This is a genomic window from Marinobacter halodurans (assembly GCF_004327985.1).
Lineage (GTDB): Bacteria > Pseudomonadota > Gammaproteobacteria > Pseudomonadales > Oleiphilaceae > Marinobacter_A > Marinobacter_A halodurans.
Window position 1 is genome coordinate 58,447 of the sequence record NZ_SJDL01000007.1, and the last position, 17,027, is coordinate 75,473.

General features: G+C 62.3%; 14 protein-coding genes and 1 pseudogene. 11 read left to right on the forward strand and 4 right to left on the reverse strand.

Features of this window, described 5'->3' with window-relative positions; genetic code table 11:
- The first annotated feature begins 28 nt into the window (after positions 1 to 28).
- The 8 genes from EZI54_RS06220 to EZI54_RS06255 all read left to right on the forward strand — a co-directional run bounded on the left by EZI54_RS06220 (position 29) and on the right by EZI54_RS06255 (position 11,579).
- Positions 29 to 1,102 carry a lipase secretion chaperone gene (locus tag EZI54_RS06220; protein WP_131480122.1) on the forward strand — a complete coding sequence of 358 codons (1,074 nt, stop codon included), beginning with the start codon at positions 29 to 31 and terminating at the stop codon, positions 1,100 to 1,102.
- Positions 1,099 to 1,947: a helix-turn-helix domain-containing protein gene (locus tag EZI54_RS06225; RefSeq protein WP_131480124.1), complete on the forward strand. Its 849-nt coding sequence runs from the start codon at positions 1,099 to 1,101 to the stop codon at positions 1,945 to 1,947. Before EZI54_RS06220 ends, EZI54_RS06225 begins: the two co-directional genes overlap by 4 nt.
- Before the next feature lie 407 nt (positions 1,948 to 2,354).
- Positions 2,355 to 3,071, forward strand: coding sequence for a hypothetical protein (locus EZI54_RS06230; protein WP_131480126.1), 717 nt, complete (start codon positions 2,355 to 2,357; stop codon positions 3,069 to 3,071).
- Entirely contained in the window at positions 3,068 to 4,792 is a 1,725-nt protein-coding gene (locus EZI54_RS06235; protein ID WP_207389161.1) for a GH3 family acyl-acid amido synthetase, read from the forward strand. The genes EZI54_RS06230 and EZI54_RS06235 overlap by 4 nt, the downstream gene beginning before the upstream one ends.
- Positions 4,789 to 5,916, forward strand: a complete 1,128-nt coding sequence (locus EZI54_RS06240) for a hypothetical protein (protein WP_131480128.1) — start codon at positions 4,789 to 4,791, stop codon at positions 5,914 to 5,916. The genes EZI54_RS06235 and EZI54_RS06240 overlap by 4 nt, the downstream gene beginning before the upstream one ends.
- A gap of 9 nt (positions 5,917 to 5,925) precedes the next feature.
- Entirely contained in the window at positions 5,926 to 7,122 is a 1,197-nt protein-coding gene (locus EZI54_RS06245) for an efflux RND transporter periplasmic adaptor subunit (protein WP_131480130.1), read from the forward strand.
- Complete coding sequence (locus EZI54_RS06250; protein ID WP_131480132.1) at positions 7,119 to 10,385, forward strand: efflux RND transporter permease subunit; 3,267 nt, start codon at positions 7,119 to 7,121, stop codon at positions 10,383 to 10,385. The genes EZI54_RS06245 and EZI54_RS06250 overlap by 4 nt, the downstream gene beginning before the upstream one ends.
- A gap of 339 nt (positions 10,386 to 10,724) precedes the next feature.
- On the forward strand, positions 10,725 to 11,579 hold the full coding sequence (locus tag EZI54_RS06255) for a substrate-binding periplasmic protein (protein WP_165495690.1): 855 nt from the start codon (positions 10,725 to 10,727) through the stop codon (positions 11,577 to 11,579).
- A gap of 33 nt (positions 11,580 to 11,612) precedes the next feature.
- On the opposite strand, the pseudogene EZI54_RS06260 reads toward EZI54_RS06255, so the two are convergent.
- Positions 11,613 to 11,699 (reverse strand): annotated as a pseudogene (locus EZI54_RS06260) (VOC family protein); the annotation flags it as partial.
- Positions 11,700 to 11,807: 108 nt separating this feature from the next.
- Entirely contained in the window at positions 11,808 to 12,311 is a 504-nt protein-coding gene (locus tag EZI54_RS06265) for a class I SAM-dependent methyltransferase (protein ID WP_165495686.1), read from the reverse strand.
- 167 nt (positions 12,312 to 12,478) lie between these two features.
- Here EZI54_RS06265 and EZI54_RS06270 point away from each other — a divergent pair, with 167 nt between their 5' ends.
- Complete coding sequence (locus tag EZI54_RS06270) at positions 12,479 to 12,880, forward strand: hypothetical protein (RefSeq protein WP_131480136.1); 402 nt, start codon at positions 12,479 to 12,481, stop codon at positions 12,878 to 12,880.
- Positions 12,881 to 12,980: 100 nt separating this feature from the next.
- Here the strand turns inward: EZI54_RS06270 and EZI54_RS06275 are convergent, their stop codons facing one another.
- Both EZI54_RS06275 and EZI54_RS06280 read right to left on the reverse strand, forming a co-directional pair.
- Positions 12,981 to 13,187 carry a cold-shock protein gene (locus EZI54_RS06275; protein ID WP_131480138.1) on the reverse strand — a complete coding sequence of 69 codons (207 nt, stop codon included), beginning with the start codon at positions 13,185 to 13,187 and terminating at the stop codon, positions 12,981 to 12,983.
- A 334-nt stretch (positions 13,188 to 13,521) separates the two neighbouring features.
- On the reverse strand, positions 13,522 to 13,977 hold the full coding sequence (locus tag EZI54_RS06280) for a GatB/YqeY domain-containing protein (RefSeq protein ID WP_131480140.1): 456 nt from the start codon (positions 13,975 to 13,977) through the stop codon (positions 13,522 to 13,524).
- 187 nt (positions 13,978 to 14,164) lie between these two features.
- On the opposite strand from EZI54_RS06280, the gene EZI54_RS06285 reads away from it, so the two are divergent.
- Together EZI54_RS06285 and EZI54_RS06290 are read left to right on the forward strand one after the other, a co-directional pair.
- Positions 14,165 to 14,950, forward strand: coding sequence for an enoyl-CoA hydratase (locus EZI54_RS06285; RefSeq protein WP_131480142.1), 786 nt, complete (start codon positions 14,165 to 14,167; stop codon positions 14,948 to 14,950).
- A 105-nt stretch (positions 14,951 to 15,055) separates the two neighbouring features.
- A complete protein-coding gene (locus EZI54_RS06290) occupies positions 15,056 to 16,789 on the forward strand; it encodes an isocitrate/isopropylmalate family dehydrogenase (protein WP_131480144.1) in 1,734 nt (577 codons plus the stop codon).
- The last annotated feature ends 238 nt before the right edge of the window (positions 16,790 to 17,027 follow it).

Below are 17,027 nucleotides of genomic sequence, written 5' to 3' on the forward strand. Positions count from 1 at the left end.
GGTTACGGGTTAACGGAGATGTATCGCCATGGAGCAGAAGTCATCCCGTATCCTGGTGGCGGGTGGTTTGCTTGCGCTGGTGACCGCAGTCACCGTCGGCACGCTCGCATTTTTCCAGGGCTCCCAAGAGCGTGCGGAGAAAACCGTACACCTCAAGCCTCACGTTGTTGCCCAGCCCCAGGACCTTTCCCGCGAGGTGCCGACATCCGGGATCGGGAAGCCGGCGCCGACCAGCGCGGAGCTGAAAGACGCGTTGCTGGACCTGCCTTTGGGGCATACCGTCACCGACATTGATATCGACGGCAATGTCCGGATCGATATGAATGGCAACCTGATTTATGATGAGGACTTGCGCCGATTCCTGGATTTCTTCATTGGTCTGACGAAATCGCCGGAGGATGAGGCGGCCATGAGGGAGGCCATGGCTATGGTCATGGACCGCAGAGGCGTCCCGCGGCCGGTACAGGCCGAGGTGTTTGGCATTCTTGAAAACTACCTGGCTTATCTGGGCGCGGCTGACACGCTGATGTCGGAGAATGGTGCGCTACAGACCCATATGAAAGCGGTCTTTGACGAGCTGTATAGCCTGCGGCGCCGCCACCTGGGACAGGATGTCGCTGAAGGCTTCTTCGGAGCAGAGGAAGCTCGCCTTCGTGCCATGTTCGCGCGCCAGCAGGTTCTGGCCTCCCAGAGCGTGAGCGATGTGGAGCGCGAGCAGGCCCTGGCCGCAATCGATCAGAACCTGCCGGAGTCGGCCCGTGAAGTCGCGCGGCGATCCCACCGTATTGTGAACGTACGGCACCAGGTCCAGGACATGAGGGAGCAGGGGGCTACCGACCAGGAGGTGTTCGCAGTCAGGGCGGCCAGCTTCGGGGTTGAGGGTGCTGAGCGTCTCGCCAAGCTGGACGAGGAACGCGAGCGCTGGCAAGAGCAACTGCAACGCTACCGTCGGCAGAAGGCGCGTATCGACGCCCAGTCACAACTCTCCGATGCGGCTCGCCAGGAGGCCATCGAGCAACTCAGGCGGGAATACTTCAGCGAGCAGGAACAGAAGCGGGTCAGTATCCTGGACCGCATTGACGCCTCGGGAGACGGGTCGTGAGTATTTCGGGGGCTGCCGCAGGACCTGCGCTCTACGTGTGGCGGCACCGCGTCATGTACGTCGGGCCCAGCTATGAAGCCCGCAGCCGTAAGTATGGCTCTGCCGCCCTGGTGGCCGGGCTGGATGCCCCGTTGACCTTCAACCTCCCAGGGGGCGGGCAGGTTAAGACGCCGTTGGCACTGCTGCCACCCCAACTGCCGACATTCTTCGGTGCGCATCAAAGCCGTATTGCTGTCCTTTTCCTGGACATGTTCCGTCAGGACTACTTTAAACTGGCGGACTGTTTTCCATCGGAGGAAGAGAGTATCCGAACCGGACTGGAGCGCGAGGAGTCGGTTTGTGCCCTGTTTCGGGCCATCGCCGATAAGGGGCTGGCAGGGGCGGGCGGGCCGTCTGCCCTGTTCAGCCTCCTTGGTCTGCCGGCCAACCCCCTGGCCGGGGCTGGCGAGTCGATGGACCCACGTATCCTGCAGGCGATCAAGCTGATGACCGAGGCCTCTCCCCAATGCCTGGGAACCTCCGAGCTTGCCTCAAGACTGCATCTGTCCATTCCGCGGGTGATTCAACTGTTCCGGGACCAGCTGGGAATGAGTTTTGGCGCTTTCCAGCGCTGGTACCGGTTGCACCTGGTCACGCTGGCGGTCTCCACCGGGCAGACGCTTACCGATGCGGCGCAGACAGCGGGGTTTGTGGACCTGGCCCACTACGACAACCTCTTTAAGCGGACCTTTGGTGTGGCACCCTCCATTTTCCTTTCCTCCCGTGCCCGGGTGGAGGTGGATGCGTCACTGTTGCCGCCGGAGCACCAGCCGGCCCAGTCCAGGCCCAGTATGGTGCCAGGGTAGTTCTGTAGTCCCTGGTGTCCTACCGGATCAAGATGACACGTTGCGCCCTTCAGGTCGTAGGTTCTGTCGATTTTCTGTTTATAATTTTCTGATTTTTAATGTTTTTTTGGTGAGTATCAATTTTCCTGAGACTCCTGTCCCAAAATCCCTCCGACTATCATCCGGTACAAGTCTGCGCTGACTGCTTCCCTCTAAAGTGTGGATCACGAATCCAACTGTCGCAGCCTGTTCTGTTCCATGACACGCCTCCGTTCGTCCTGTCATGAACCGGGTTGTCCAGACTGCTCACGATAACGAGGGATAAGTTAATGAGCATGCGCCAACACCATCCAGACTCCGCTTCACGATCGTCGATCTATGCTCGCTATTGCCCAATCAACCGCATCAGCGTGTTGGAAATCCGGCAGATGTACGACGTTTTTCGCCAGTACTACGCTTATACCGACATGGATAGTTTCATCCGGGACCTGAACGGGAAACATGGGGCGATCCTGATTCGTACCCGGGGCGAAAACAGGGTGGTGGGTTTTTCCACGATCGTGAGTCTCGATATGGCCATCGGCCGCATGAGAGCGCGTGGCGTGTTCAGTGGCGACACCATCATCGAGCGGGAATACTGGGGGACCCGGACACTGCAGATCGCGTTTTTCCTGTACGTGCTGAAGGAGAAACTCAGAAAGCCGTTTCGCCCCCTGTTCTGGCTACTGATCAGCAAGGGCTACAAGACCTTCCTGTTGCTCGCCAACAACTTCCATCAGTACTACCCACATCCTGATGGCGACTGTCCCGAACTGGCGCCTGTCGTCCGACATTACTGTGAGCGGCTGTTCCCGGGCCACTATGACCCGGATACGGGCGTCCTGGATTTTGGCGAAAACGCCCAGCATCTCAAGGAGGATGTTGCCTCGATTACGCCCGAGCTGCGGCAGCAGGTCCCCAAGGTCCGCTTCTTCGAGGAGCGTAACCCGACCTGGCGCCGGGGCACCGAACTGCCTTGCGTCGGTGAAATTACCCTGAAGACCCTGATGGGGTTTGTCCTCAAGGCAGGACGGGGGGGCCGCAGCCGGGCGGACCGGCAGCCCATCCCGGCGACGCCGGGAACCTCTCCCGCGAGGCAGGCATGATGGGGGCCTCCGCCAGTGGCCACTGGTTGTTGCGGCAGTTGGTCAGGCCGGGAGCCTCCTCGTTCCGCCGCAGTAGCCAGGCGCTCGAGCAGGTACAACGGGCCAAGCTGGCGGGTATCCTCCGGCAGGTGGCGAACAGTCCGATGGGCAAGCTCAACGGCATCGAACCGGACTGGAGCTGGGAGAGCTTTTCAAGGCGGCAGGCGGTTACCGACTACGCCGATTGGTCCCGGCCCATCGACAGCCAGATTCAATGCGGCACCGGCGGTCTTACCCGTTCGCCGGTGGTGCGTTACCAGCCGACCAGCGGTTCCAGTTCGGCCATCAAGTGGATTCCCTATACCCGGCAGTTCCTCACCGAACTGGACGGCGCCATCTCGCCCTGGCTGGCCGATCTTTACCGCCACTATCCGGGCATCGGCACAGGCGTCCATTACTGGTCCCTATCCTGGTTACCTTCCGACATGCGCCAGAAAGCCAGTGGCCAACTGAACGATGACATGAAGCTGCTCAGTGCCGGGAAGCGGTGGTTGGCGGGCATGACCCAGGCGGTGGACGAAGGCGTGGCGTTGGCACCCACATCCGACGACTCGCTGTTTGCCACGGTGGCGCTCCTGGCGTCGCAACGGAACCTGACGGCGTTGTCGGTATGGAGCCCGACCTTTGCCCTGGGACTCCTGGACAAGCTGTCCCAATGGCGGGAACCGCTGGCCGAGGTACTGCAATCCGGCTCCTGGGGACCCTATGAAGCCGCACTGGAACACCTGCCGGCACCGCGTAATGCCGAGGTCGCGGCAATGCTGAGGGCCTGGGACGGTGCGGCCAGTTCGTCGTTCTACCGCGAGCTATGGCCCAGCCTGTCGCTGGTGAGTGCCTGGGATACCGCGGCGGCACAGCCCTGGGCGCTCAAGTTGCGGGCGGCCCTGCCCCAGAGCAGCTTCCAGGGTAAGGGATTATGGGCGACCGAGGGAGTGGTGACCATTCCCCTCAGGGCCCCAGACTCCGGGACGGAGGACGCCCATCATGTCCTGGCGGTCAACTCCCATGCCTACGAGTTTGAAGATGAAGCCACGGGCCGGATCCTGCCACCCTGGGAACTGGAGCGGGGGCAACGGGTTGCTCCCTTGCTGACAACGGGCTCCGGCCTGCTGCGCTACCGGCTTGGCGACCATCTCGAAGTCACCGGGTTTCATGGTGAGTTGCCCGCCCTGAGATTCCTCGGCCGGAACGGAACCACCGATATGGTCGGCGAGAAAATCAGTGCGGTCGTCGCCCAGGCCGTGTTGGACAGGCTGCCCTGGCCGGCGGGTGTCCGGCCGGTGGTCCTGCTGGCGGCCAGTGAGCCCGGCCCCGGCAGTAAACCCTGTTACGTGTTGATGGTTGAAGCCCCGGCCGATATCGGCGAAGCGTCCAGCGGGCCCTACAGCAAGAGGCTGGCCGATGCCCTGGAAACCGAGCTATGCGGCAACTTTCACTACCGACTGGCTCGTAATCTCGGCCAGCTGGCGCCGGCTCGCTGTCGTTGTGCATCCGGTATGGCCTGGGCATACCTGTCAGCCTGTCGGAAACGTGGAATGATTGTGGGTAATGTCAAAGTGGAAGCCCTAAGGCAATGGGCCGGTACGTTGCCCGGTGCGGATGACCTGTCCGGATTCACGGAGTCGGTTGGACCCGGCGAACCCGATGGGCGGGAAACGCCGCTCCGGGAGGTGTCCACATGAGTGCCATCGGCGCCCGCGCGTACCATGTACGGTCAGCGCGCGAGGATGACAACGAGGCCATTCTCTCGCTACTGGAAGATAACCCCCAGCCGGGGCCGGTGAGCCTGGCGTTCGAGCGCGCGCCGGATTACTTCCACAGTGCCGCCGTCAGTTGCCGGCAGGCGGATGTCTTCGTGGTGGAGCAGCACCGGCCAGGGCAGTCGGCGCCCCGCATGTCGGGTGTGTTCAATATTGGCCGCCGGGACCTGTACGTCAACGGGACGATCCAGCCGGTGCGGTATGCCCATGATTTCCGCATTGCCCACGCGGCACGGGGAGGGGAGGCGCTCTGGGCCGCCTATGAGGGTGGCCGCGCCATCCTGGATGGCCAACGCTGGATACAGGCCGTGGTACTGGCGGATAACCAACATTTCCTGAACGCCATCCGCCGGCGCAGGAAGGGCATGCCCGCCTTCTACCCGGCGGGCGATATCGAAACCAGTTTGCTGTGTGGATGGCGCCGGCGCCCGCGCAACACCGATGGCCTGACCATCCGCATGGCCAATCGGCAGGACCTGGCCATCATGCAGTCGTTCTATGACAGGCTGGCGCCCCGGCGCCAATTCGCTCCTGCCTATCGCTTTGCCGACCTGATCGCCGGGGATCCGTTCTATCGGGGGCTGGACATATCGGACTACTGGCTGGCGTTCGATGGCGATGAGCTGGTTGGATTGGCAGGTACCTGGGACCAGAAAGCCTTCCGGCAGACCCGGGTTAGCGGCTACAGCCTGCCGATGCGCCTGGCTCGTCCCTTCTACAACGGATGGAGCCGCATACGTGGCGGTATTCGCCTGCCTGGCAAGGGGGATTGCTTCAATTACCGGATGGTCCACACCTTGCTGGCCCGGCAGCAGGATCCCTTGATCCTGGAGGCTATGTTGTGCCATCTGCACCGCTGTTTCCGGCCCTACTATGACGCCCTGGTCTGCGGGTTCTTTGACAGCGATCCGGGTGCCGGGGTTGCCGCTGGGTTTTCACGACGGGTTTTGCGCAGTCATCACTTCCTGGTGAGCTGGTCCGGGACGGATCCGACCACCGGACTCGACGGCGGGTTGATCCCCTATGCCGAAGTGGCCCGGCTGTAAGGAGGGGATATGGCCAAGACTGCGTCCAGAACGCCTCTCCTGACCCCGGGCCGGGTTTCGGTACTGACCCTGGGGCTGCTGACAGCCCTGCTTATCGCCGTTTACCAGTCTGCACCGGAACAGAAACGGGCGGCGCCGGCGGTGAAGAGCCCCGAGTTCGAAGTGCTGGAAGTCCAGCCGCGAACCTTGGCGCTGACCCTGGCAAGCCAGGGTATTGCCGAGCCCCGGCGAAGGTTGCGTCTGGCATTCCGGACGGAAGGGGAAATTGTGGAAGTGTCACCCGCCTTCGAGAACGGTGGCTGGGTTGAGAAGGGGCAGGATCTGGCCCGGCAGGAGACCTTGCCCCTGGAATTGATGTTGAGCCAGCGCAAGCATGACCTGAGCTCGGCCCGACTGCACATGGAGCAGGCCCGGGCCAGGGCCCGTATGGCCAGGAGGGACGTTGCGCCGAATGCCACGGCCTTTGCCCGTCATGAACCCCAACTGGAGGAGGCCCAGGCCCGGGTTGAGGCTGCCCGGCTCGCGGTCAAGCGGGTGGCGGCGGACCTTGCCCGGGCAACACTGAAAGCGCCGTTCTCCGGGCGTCTTGAACAGGTGAACATCAGCGTCGGTGAGACCGTCGCAGCCGGGGAGGTGCTGGGTGAACTGTACAGTGCCGGTGACATGGAAGTGCGCCTGCCCCTGCGGGATCGCTGGTTGGTGCTGCTGGATGGCGACGGGGAAGTGCCCGGTTCCGGCAAGGAGCCGCTGTCGATTCCCGTCACGCTGGAAGGCCGGTTTGCCGGTCGGGTCCGATCCTGGCAGGGGGTGATTACCCGCCGGGAGGGAGGGGTAAGCCGCAACCAGATGAGTTGGCTGATCGCGGAGGTTCACCCCGACGCACACAGGGTTCCGCTGGAACCCGGCGTATTCGTGGAGGCGGGCATCCATGGCCGGCGGTTTGACGATATGGTGGTGCTGCCCCGTTCCGCCATGATCCCGGGCGAGGGGGTCTGGGTGGTCGATGAATCCGGTCGGTTGCAGCGGCGCCGGGTCAGCGTGGTATACAAGGAGGGTGACCGGGTATTTATCACCGGGGGACTGGCCGCTGGCGAGCGGGTCCTGCTCCGGGGCACCGACCTGCTGTCGGAGGGCATGAAAGTCCGGACCCGGTTACAGGATCCCTCCGGTGGCGTGGCGATGAGCACTGCGGGATCAAGGCGATGATCGAGCGCTCCATTGCCCTGTTCATCGACCGGCCGGCCGTCGCCAACCTGCTGGCGATACTCCTCCTGGCCGGCGGCTTGCTGGCCCTGCACCAGACCCGCCAGGAGACCCTGCCCAATGTGCCCCTGGAGCGGATTGGTGTGGTGAGCGAGCTCCCCGCAGCTTCCCCCAGGGAGGTGGAGCAGCGCTTGTGCTATCCCCTGGAAACGGCGCTGGCAACGGTCGAAGGGGTGACCAATATTCGCAGTGAGTCCCGGGAGGGGCTCTGTTCGATTACCGTGGATGTGGTGGAGGGCGAGTCCTCCTCCGATGTGCGTTCCCGAATGGCCGCCCGGGTCCAGACGCTGACTGACCTGCCCGGGGATGCGACGGTTCCCAAGGTCGAGGAGGTGGTATTCCGCAACCGGGTTGCCCGTCTGTTGGTGGTCGGTGACGTGGAGCCGAGGGTCCTGCATGAGGTGGCCTGGCGATTGCGTGGCGAGCTTCTCGCGGTCCCGGAGATTGCCGATGTTCGTTTGGAGGGATTGCCGGATCGGGAGATCAGCCTCACGGTAGGCAGGGACAGCCTGTACCGCCATGACCTGACCCTGACGGGCATTGCCCGTGCCCTGGAAAACGGGCTTGGCCGGATTCCGGGTGGGCTGATGCGCGGTCGCGACAGGGAGGCTCTGGTCTCCGCCGGGCATGCGGTCACCACGCCTGACGCCTATGCCGACGTGGTCATCCGACGGACTGACGATGGGGAAGAATTGCGCTTTGGTGATATTGGCCGGGTGGAGGACGGCTTTGGTCGCGACGCGATGGCGGCCTGGCTCGATGGCCACCGGGCCGCCGCCCTGGATGTCTACCGGATTGGCAACCAGGATGTGATGGACACGGCCGAGGCGGTGCACCGCTTCGTCGATGGGGCGAAACTGCCGGCTGGCATCTCCCTGCAACTCTGGCAGGACGACGCCCGCCAGTACCGGGATCGCTCCGGGCTGCTCTGGAGCAATGCACTGCAGGGGCTGGTGCTGCTGGTCTTGCTGTTGGGGCTGTTCCTGGGGTTGCGCCTGGCGTTCTGGGTCGGGGCCGGTATTCCGGTGGCCATGATTGGGGCCTGCATCATCCTCCCGCTCACCGGCGGCTCGCTCAATACCATTTCGCTCTTTGCCTTCATCCTGGTGCTGGGGATCGTGGTGGACGACGCCGTGATTGTCGGTGAAAGCATTGAGCATGAGGCTCGCCATCACGGGCATTCGACCACCGCAGTCAGGATAGGGGTGGTACGGGTCGCGTTGCCCATTGCCGTGGCCGTACTCACCACGGCCCTGAGTTTCGTGCCCATGCTGTTCCTGCCCGGCCCTGAAGGCGAATTCATGCGGGTGGTGCCCATCATCGCCATCACCGTGCTTGGTCTCTCCCTTGTCGAGTCGCTCTGGATTCTGCCCTCGCATCTCAATCACGCGGTACGGCGACGTACGGGCATGGCATCCGGGTGGAGCCAGCGGATGAACACCGGGTTCGATGCCGCCGTGAGCCGTTACCTCGGCGCGGCAGTGGCACCCATGTTGCGCTGGCGCTTGCCTATTGCACTGGTGTTCTTCGGCCTGTTCCTGTTCTGCGCATCGCTACTGCACAGCGGCTGGCTGGGCGTCACCATGTTCTCCAATGTGGCGGGAGACCGGGTGATGGCCGACCTCCGGTTCGCCGAGGGAACCAGTAGCCAGCAGATGCTTGAGGCGACCCGGGCGTTGCAACAGAGCGCGATGACGTTGCAGGAGGCGCTGGGTGACGAAGGGCGTGCCTCGCCGATTACCGCCATCCTTGCCGAGCAGGGGCGCCGGGATAATTACTCCACGGCCCGAGACCCTTCGGCCCACCTTCGTGTGCGGGTATCGCTGGCACTGCGTCCCGGTGACCGGGACCTGTCACCGGACGACATCGCCCGCCGCTGGCGGCGGGTATTCACGGCGCCGGAGGGTGTCGTCTCCGTGCGGTTCCATACCAGCCTCAACCGGATCCGGCCTGATATCCACATCAATCTCTACCACCCGGATCCCGACACGCTGATGACGATGGCCGGAGAGCTCGAGACAGCCTTGGGGCAGTTGGATGGGGTATTCGAGATAGACAACAACATGCGCTCCGGATTCACCGAAATTGGTTTGCAGGTCCGGCCGGGCGCCAGGTTGGGCGGGCTGACGGAGGAAGAACTGGGGCGCCAGGTTCAGGCTGCATTCCAGGGTACGCAGATCGACCGCTTGCCCCAGGGCGACCACGATGTGCCCGTGGTATTACGTTTGCCCCAGGAACAAAGCAGCAGTCTGTGGCAGCTTGGGCAACTGCCGGTGCATCTGGAGGGGGGCGCCGTAGCGCCGTTACAGGTGCTGGCGGAGCTGAAGGTACACAGGACATCGGCCATCATTCCCCACTATGACGGCAAGCCGGCGGCCACGGTAACCGCGTATGTCGACCCTGCGGTGTCCTCGCCAGGCCGGGTCATGGCCCGGTTGCAGGATGACCTGCTGGGGGAGTTGGCCCACCGCTGGCCAGGGGCGCGCTGGCAGCAGGCCGGCAAACCTGTGGCGATCAACCTGTTCCTGAATTATTTGACAACCAGCTACGTGTTGGCGCTGCTGGCCATGTTCTTCGTGTTGACCATGATGTTCGGAAACTACTCGCAACCGCTGCTGATCGTCGCTGCCATTCCGTTCGGGATGGTGGGCGCGATCCTGGGGCATGCCTTGCTTGGCCTGGATCTGACCCTGTGGTCTGTGATTGGAATGGTCGCCGTCAGTGGCGTCGTGATCAACGACAACCTGGTGCTGATCGACCGCATCAACCAGCTCCGGCTCGAGCGTACCGGAATGCGACAGGCCATTGCCCTGGCCCTTGCCCAGCGTATCCGGCCCATCCTGTTGACGACGTTGACAACCTTCCTGGCGGTGGCACCGCTGGCATTCGAGACCAACCCCCAGGCCGGCTTCCTGGTGCCAATGGCGGTATCCCTGGGCTTTGGCGTCCTGTTTGCCAGTGCCACCACGGTGATATTGGTGCCCTGCCTGATCGTCCTGGGGCAGGACGGAGCCGTATGGGTTCGCGGGCAGTGGTTCCGCCTGCGCCGGGCAACCGAGAAGGACTCGGTGGAACAGGCCTATAGAGCGGGTAAATTCGCCCGCCGTGGCGGGCAGATGGCGGGGAACCCCTATCGGGATGCGGTGTTGGCGGCCAGTTGGGAGGCTGGTTTCAATGATGCCGACCGCTCCGGTGGCAGCGCTTGAGCCGTGTGGTGGCCCGGACCAGGGCGGCTCTCCAGACTAAAGGGGGCCAGTTACGCCTTTTCCAATCACCCCGCAGCGGTATCTACTCGAATATTCAGGCTTTATAGTCTTCGATTCCCCCCCATCCATTAAAAGGTGGGCAAAGCCTTCATTCTGTGCTGTCTTTATAAGGGGGATCATTACGAGGCCTGATTGGGACGATTTATTTTCTGGAAGAACCATTCACCCAATACAGGCTTGCCCGCCAAGGTTGCTACACTGGTAATAGAGGCGCGCCGGGAGTCTTGCGTGCACAGGGAGTGAAGAGGGTCTGTAGTGAGGCGAGCCTGGAACATGATCATGTGGCGCTGTTGGACGCTGATTCTGGCGGGAGTAGGGTTCCTGGTGGTGTCAGTTGGTGTGGCGGCGCAGCCCGTACCGACGGAATCGCGTACCGTCACGGTGGTGACGGGCGACTGGCCGCCCTATGTCACCCAGGCGGAGCCCGATCATGGCCCCATGGCCCAAGTCATTAGCCGTGTGTTTAACGACGCCGGCTACCAGGTCAAATACATATTCCAGCCGTGGAAACGCAGTAAGGAGCAGGTCCTCAAGGGGGATGCTGACGTCCTCATGCCGGCCTACTGCTCACCGGATCGCGCCGATATCTATCTGTGCAGCGATACGGTCATTACCGGCAAACAGGTTCTGTTCCATCGCGTCGACACGCCCCTTCACTGGACATCCGTGGAGGACCTGCGTGGTTACATCATTGGGGGCACGCTCGGCTATTACTACGGCAACGACTTTGAGACCGCGGAAAAGCGGGGCGAGCTACAGATCGTGCGTGTCGCCAGCGATGCGACCAACATGCGGCTGCTGATGAAGGGGCGCATTCAGCTCTATCCCCAGGACAAGGCCGTCGGATTTGCCATGCTCCATGAGCTCTATCCTCCAGAGCGCTGGCCGGAAATTACGGCTGATGACAAACCGTTGCACAAACAGTCCCTGCACCTGCTGTTTACCCGGGAGACGCCCCGGGGGGCCAAACTGAAACGCGTCTTCGATAACGGCCTGACGCACTTGCGGCACACCGGCGAGTTGTCGCAGATCATGAGTAACCTGACCCGGAAAGACCAGATCATGCCTGTGGAGAAGGAGCCGGCAGACGCGGCCCAGACCTCCCGGCCCCCTCAGCTTGCGCCAGTCGAATAGACCCTGTCAGGCCAGAGGGGGCCGGAAACAGCGTCAGCCCCGATGCGCCGCCTCGATTGCCGCGATGTCAATCTTGCCCATCTGCATCATGGCCTCGAAAGCCCGCTTGGCGGCGACACGGCTTTTTCGCAACAATAAAAACCGAGTCCTTCTTCGGCTGCCACTCGTAATCGATGGCGAAGCCGGCGCGGGTCAGCATGGCGAGCAGCTCTGCCTTGCTGAATCGGCTTACGTGGGGGCAAGACCCAGCCGCTGCATGGTCGGGATCAGCAGCCGCCAATGGAGTTTCAGGTCGGCGATCAGAGCGCTACTGGACACGAAGATCCCACCCGGTTTCAGCGCGTCCCGGACCCGGCAGACGGTCGCCTCAACGTCTTCCAGGAGGTGCAGGATGTTGAGGCCGAGTACGGCATCGAAGCGTTCCCCCGCCAGGTCGAGGCTATCCAGGGTGCCCTGCTGGAAGCGGATATTGGTGATGCCGGCGTCCCGCGCTTTCTGCTCGGCGATCTCCAGCATCCTGCCGGAGATGTCGGTCGCCAGGATGTGCTGGATATGGGGCGCATGGTGGATGGCCGTACTGCCCGTACCACAGCCGAACTCCAGTACCTGCCAGTCCGGTCGGAAGTAGCCCTGGGTGACGGCCAACTTGCGTTGATAGGTCGGTTCATCCCTGACCGGGCTTCTGGCGTAGCGAGGCGCGGCTTTGTCCCAGAATTCCTTTGGTTTCTTCACATGAATGGTCCCGGATTGGCGCAGGCCTGTTTCAATGTAGTCGGAGGGTGTCCGGATGGCCAGTCGCTGTCCGGCTGGAGTCATGGCGTGTGGCGATACGGAACCAGGCATAGTAGCGTTTGATCATCGGGATCCGGCGGCAGGCATCGCCGGAACAGGAGGGGAATATGTCCGCTGCACTCATGATCAAGACACTGCTGGTTTGGCTGGGCATCCTGGCGTTGGCGATCGGCAATGGCGTCCTTCGCGAGGCGCTGCTGATGCCGGTGTTCGGCGCGCCGGCGGGGCTGGTGCTCAGCGGCGTCCTGTTGTCCGGCCTGATTCTCGGGGTCGCCTACGCGGTGCTGCCGTGGTTCGGGCGACTGCCGTTAACCCGGTATTGGGCCATCGGTATGACCTGGCTGTGCCTGACCCTGGTGTTTGAGTTTGGGTTTGGCTACCTCGTCCAGGGCAAGTCCTGGCCCCAGTTGTTCGAAGCCTATACCTTCCAGGGCGGCAATATCTGGCCCATTGTGCTTCTCGTCGTTGCGACGGCGCCGCGAGTGGCGGTCTGGCTCAGGCGCCCCTGAATGATGGCCGGGTAAGCGTATTGCGACGGGGAGGTGGTTGACTTACGGGCACAAAAAAAGGCAGCCGAAGCTGCCTTTCTCGAAGCGGGTTGTGTGCTAATCAGATAGCAACAACGTTTTCCGCCTGCGGGCCTTTCTGGCCCTGGGTTACGGTGAACTCAACCGCCTGGCCTTCTGCCAGGGTCTTGAAACCGCCGCCCTGAATGGCGCTGTAGTGAACGAAAACGTCCGGGCCGCTTTCGCGAGTGATAAAGCCAAAGCCTTTTGCTTCGTTGAAGAACTTAACGGTACCGTTAGTCGTAGACATAATAAATTATCCTGAACTCAATATTTTAAATGGCCCTCAGCGCATCGGTATGATGCCCGATCGGCGTTGTGCGGAAACAAAAAACACGCGGAATCAAAAACAGGACGGTGCACTACTGACTACGACAATGTAACGTCTTATTCTGAACGGCTTTGCTCTATCGTTTCTACCCGATGCACTCTACGCTGAAGTGCCAGGGAATGCCAAATATATTTTATAGGCATTAACCCTGAGCGGTCGGCGTTGGTTGCGGGCGGGATTCCGAGCCGCCCTTCGACACGCCAGGGCGATGGTCACCGGTGACGGCTTGGCCCCGCGTCCATTCACCGCTTTGCTATCCCGCCAGTGCCGCCCGGACCTTCTGGCTCAGGTGGCCCATTTCCACCCGGCCCAGCACCTGTGGGCGCAGTTGGTTCATGACCTTGCCCATGTCCTGCATGCCCTGGGCGTCGGTGGTGCTGATTGCCTTGTGGATGAGACCGTCCAGCTCGTCTTCGGTGAGGGCGGCCGGCATGAATTCTTCGATGATGACCATTTCAGCCCGTTCCCTGTCGGCCAGTTCTTCGCGGCCGGCATCGTCGTACTGGCTGGCGGCATCGCGGCGCTGCTTCAGCATCTTGTCCAGTACTTTCAGCACCTCGTCATCGCCCAGCTCGCGGCGTTCATCGATCTCGATCTGCTTGATCGCCGCCTGGGCCATGCGCAGGGTCGTCAGCCGGTCCTTGTCCCTGTTGCGCATGGCCTCCTTAACCGCACTGGTCAGCTGTTCCTTAAGTGATGGGGACGCCATAACTGTTCTCCTGTAGGGATGTTGGGAAAGCTACCTTAGCGTAAAACACATCCGCCGGGGCATACGAAGTGTCAAAAAACGCGAGGGTTTCCGCGTGCCGCATGGGTTCGACAGCCCCGGCCACCTGGTCGATACTGAACGGGCAGGTCCACCGTATCCGGTATTTGGCGGAAGGAGGAGAGCCGGGATGTCAGAAGGGGAGCCGCTGGTCGGCAGAGTCTGTGAGAACGGGATTACGACGCTCACCCTGAATCAGCCACAGCGCCGTAACAGCCTGTCGATGGCCATGCTGGAGGCCTTGTCTGCCGAACTGGACGCGCTTGCCGGTGACGCGGCGACCCGGGTCGTCGTCCTGGCGGCGCAGGGGCCGACCTTTTGCGCCGGGCACGACCTGCGGGAGATCCGGGAGCAGTTTGATCACCCGGACTTTCAGCTCGCCCTGTTCAACCAGTGCAGTAAGGTGATGCAGCAGATCGTGGCGCTGCCGAAACCGGTGATCGCCAGGATTATCGGTGTGGCAACGGCCGCGGGCTGCCAGCTTGTGGCCAGCTGCGACCTGGCCGTGGCGGCTGATACCGCCCGGTTCGCGACGCCCGGCGTCAACATCGGGCTGTTCTGCTCCACACCGATGGTGGCGCTGTCCCGGAACGTCTCTCGCAAGCACGCCATGGAAATGCTGCTGACCGGGGAGATGATCAGCGCCGCGAGGGCCGAGGAAATCGGCCTGGTGAACCGGGCTGTCGATGAACAGGTGCTGGATGAGACGGTATACCGGATGGCCCGGACCATTGCCGACAAATCCGGTCACACCCTCAGGATCGGCAAGGAGGCGTTCTACCGGCAGCTGGAAATGCCGTTGTCGGACGCCTATGCGTACACCTCCAGCGTGATGGCGGAAAACATACAGGCCCACGATGCCCGGGAGGGTATCTGCGCGTTCCTGGACAAGCGCAAACCGGATTGGAAGGATTGATAGTCAGGAAAAGTTCCGCGCTGGGAAGGCTTGGTGTGTTTCGCCCATCCGATTCATTCCGCTTCCTGTTTTTTTGATCCACAGAACACGCGAAAGGAGAACGCAATGGGCAACAAGATCCCGGTGGAATCGCCGCTGGTCATCCTCCACGGTGACGAGATGGCCCAGGTGGCTTTCGAGGCACTCCTGAAAACGTTCGTGACGTCGAGGCTGGACATCAAGCTCAAGGAGATTGACCTCTCCGCCGAGAACCGTCTGGCCACCAACGGCCAGGCGGTGACCGAAGCCATCGAGGCGATCAGGGAGTACGGCGTCGGCATCAAGAACGCGGGAATTACCGTCAACCGCAGCCAACTGGAAGAACTCCTCAAGAAGTACCCGGATGTCGACGGCGACGCCCTGGATCCGCTGGCCACCAAGTCGCCGAACGGGGCCATCCGCAAGGGCATTGGCGGCAACATCACCCGGGAGGACATCCAGTTCCGCAACCTCCGCGTGCGCCGGCCCGACTGGATTGGCCGGGACATCAAGGTGATGACCATGGACAACGGCGGCATCAAGGACAGCTTCAACGAACTGGCCCGCGCCACCGGCATCATCAAGCTGATGTTCGTGGGGAGCAGCGGCGACCCGGAAGAGTTGCACCGCCGCGAGATCAACAAGGGCGACCCGCTGCTGCTGGCCACCAACGACATGGCCGACGTCCGGGACTGGTCGCGCCAGTTTTTCCAGCATGCCATCGATGAGAAGCGGGACATCTACCTGGGCCTGAAGGACACGGTGATCCCGGGTTACGACGGTGCCATGCGCTCCGTCATCGAGGAGGTCTATAAAGACGAGTATCGGGACAGGGTGGAAGCCCTCGGCCTCAAGTTCCACTACGAGCTGATCGATGCCCAGGCGGCACGGCTGGTGTCCAATCCGCCGGAGCGGGCGTTGTGGGGCGTGCCGGACAACACCACCGGGCGCAAGCTGTTCAAGCTGGTCGATCAACTCAAGCGCTACGGCATTCCGGATCGCAACGCCCATGTCTCCATCTCCCGGATGAGCGCCGGCGGTGGCGACCAGTACGGCAGCTTCAACGCGCCGGCCCGGGAAGACGGCATCGTCAAGGTGGTCGTGGACGGCGAAGAGCGACATGCCCGGCACGTCAGGAAGGGCGACCCCATGCTGCTGATGTCCAACGACCGCGGGGCCATCAAGGACTGGGTCAGTCAGGTGTTCCGGGATGCCTCGCGCAAGGACAAGGAGGTGTATTTCGGCCTGAAGCGGGAATACATGGAGTACGACGAGGTCTTCAGCAACGTGATCACCGAAGTCCGCCGGGAGCTGGCCAAGGAAGACACGCCGCCGCCGTCGTTCATGATCATGCGGCCGTCCCGCCAGTTGATCAAGATGATCACCGACCCGCCCCGCAATGCCCTCTACCCCTCACAGAACCTGGACGGGGATATTTTCTCGGACATTTCCGCCGCCCTCGGGGGCAGTCTGGCCACCGCCAGTTCGATCATCGAGAGCAAGGACGGCGCCATGCTCTTCGAGGCGCCGCACGGCACCGCCCACGATCTCTATCTCAAGTACCGGGAGAGCGGCGGCAAGGAAGCCCATTTCAATCCATCGGCCCTGATCTATGCCCTGGGCAACGCCCTGGAAACCCTCGGCCACCGGGACGGCAACCGGGAGCTGACAGACTACGCGGGCCGGCTCAAGAAGGCCCTGAAGGACACCGTGGCCGATGGTGTGATCACCGCCGATCTCAAGGGTAAGATCACCAACCCGGAGTCGGAAAAGGTGGTGGACCTGTATGGGTTTATCGAGGCCCTCCAGGAGCGGCTCTGAGGTACGGCGTTGAACTATTGGACGGCGGGACGGTCTGCAATCGAGTTTGCTGCGGTGATGCTTCTCGCCCGTGTGCGCGTTTCTGTGGCCGGCCATTGGCGCTGGGCGCCAAGCCCCCCGGAACACGGACAGTTGCGTGACTTTGCCGGGAAACGGGTTGTAAAATAGTAGGTTAGGTTGAATCTGTAAGTGCTAAAAGGGTGAGTTCGGCAATAGGGATCATGCTAGAATAACCAGA

What these genes read in the sequence shown, in the direction of transcription:
- EZI54_RS06220 (WP_131480122.1), top strand. Translation starts at nt 29, where the DNA reads ATGGAGCAGAAGTCATCCCGTATCCTGGTGGCGGGTGGTTTGCTTGCG.
- EZI54_RS06230 (WP_131480126.1), top strand. Translation starts at nt 2,355, where the DNA reads ATGTACGACGTTTTTCGCCAGTACTACGCTTATACCGACATGGATAGT.
- EZI54_RS06235 (WP_207389161.1), top strand. Translation starts at nt 3,068, where the DNA reads ATGATGGGGGCCTCCGCCAGTGGCCACTGGTTGTTGCGGCAGTTGGTC.
- EZI54_RS06240 (WP_131480128.1), top strand. Translation starts at nt 4,789, where the DNA reads ATGAGTGCCATCGGCGCCCGCGCGTACCATGTACGGTCAGCGCGCGAG.
- EZI54_RS06245 (WP_131480130.1), top strand. Translation starts at nt 5,926, where the DNA reads ATGGCCAAGACTGCGTCCAGAACGCCTCTCCTGACCCCGGGCCGGGTT.
- EZI54_RS06250 (WP_131480132.1), top strand. Translation starts at nt 7,119, where the DNA reads ATGATCGAGCGCTCCATTGCCCTGTTCATCGACCGGCCGGCCGTCGCC.
- EZI54_RS06255 (WP_165495690.1), top strand. Translation starts at nt 10,725, where the DNA reads ATGTGGCGCTGTTGGACGCTGATTCTGGCGGGAGTAGGGTTCCTGGTG.
- EZI54_RS06270 (WP_131480136.1), top strand. Translation starts at nt 12,479, where the DNA reads ATGTCCGCTGCACTCATGATCAAGACACTGCTGGTTTGGCTGGGCATC.
- EZI54_RS06275 (WP_131480138.1), bottom strand. Translation starts at nt 13,187, where the DNA reads ATGTCTACGACTAACGGTACCGTTAAGTTCTTCAACGAAGCAAAAGGC.
- EZI54_RS06280 (WP_131480140.1), bottom strand. Translation starts at nt 13,977, where the DNA reads ATGGCGTCCCCATCACTTAAGGAACAGCTGACCAGTGCGGTTAAGGAG.
- EZI54_RS06285 (WP_131480142.1), top strand. Translation starts at nt 14,165, where the DNA reads ATGTCAGAAGGGGAGCCGCTGGTCGGCAGAGTCTGTGAGAACGGGATT.
- EZI54_RS06290 (WP_131480144.1), top strand. Translation starts at nt 15,056, where the DNA reads ATGGGCAACAAGATCCCGGTGGAATCGCCGCTGGTCATCCTCCACGGT.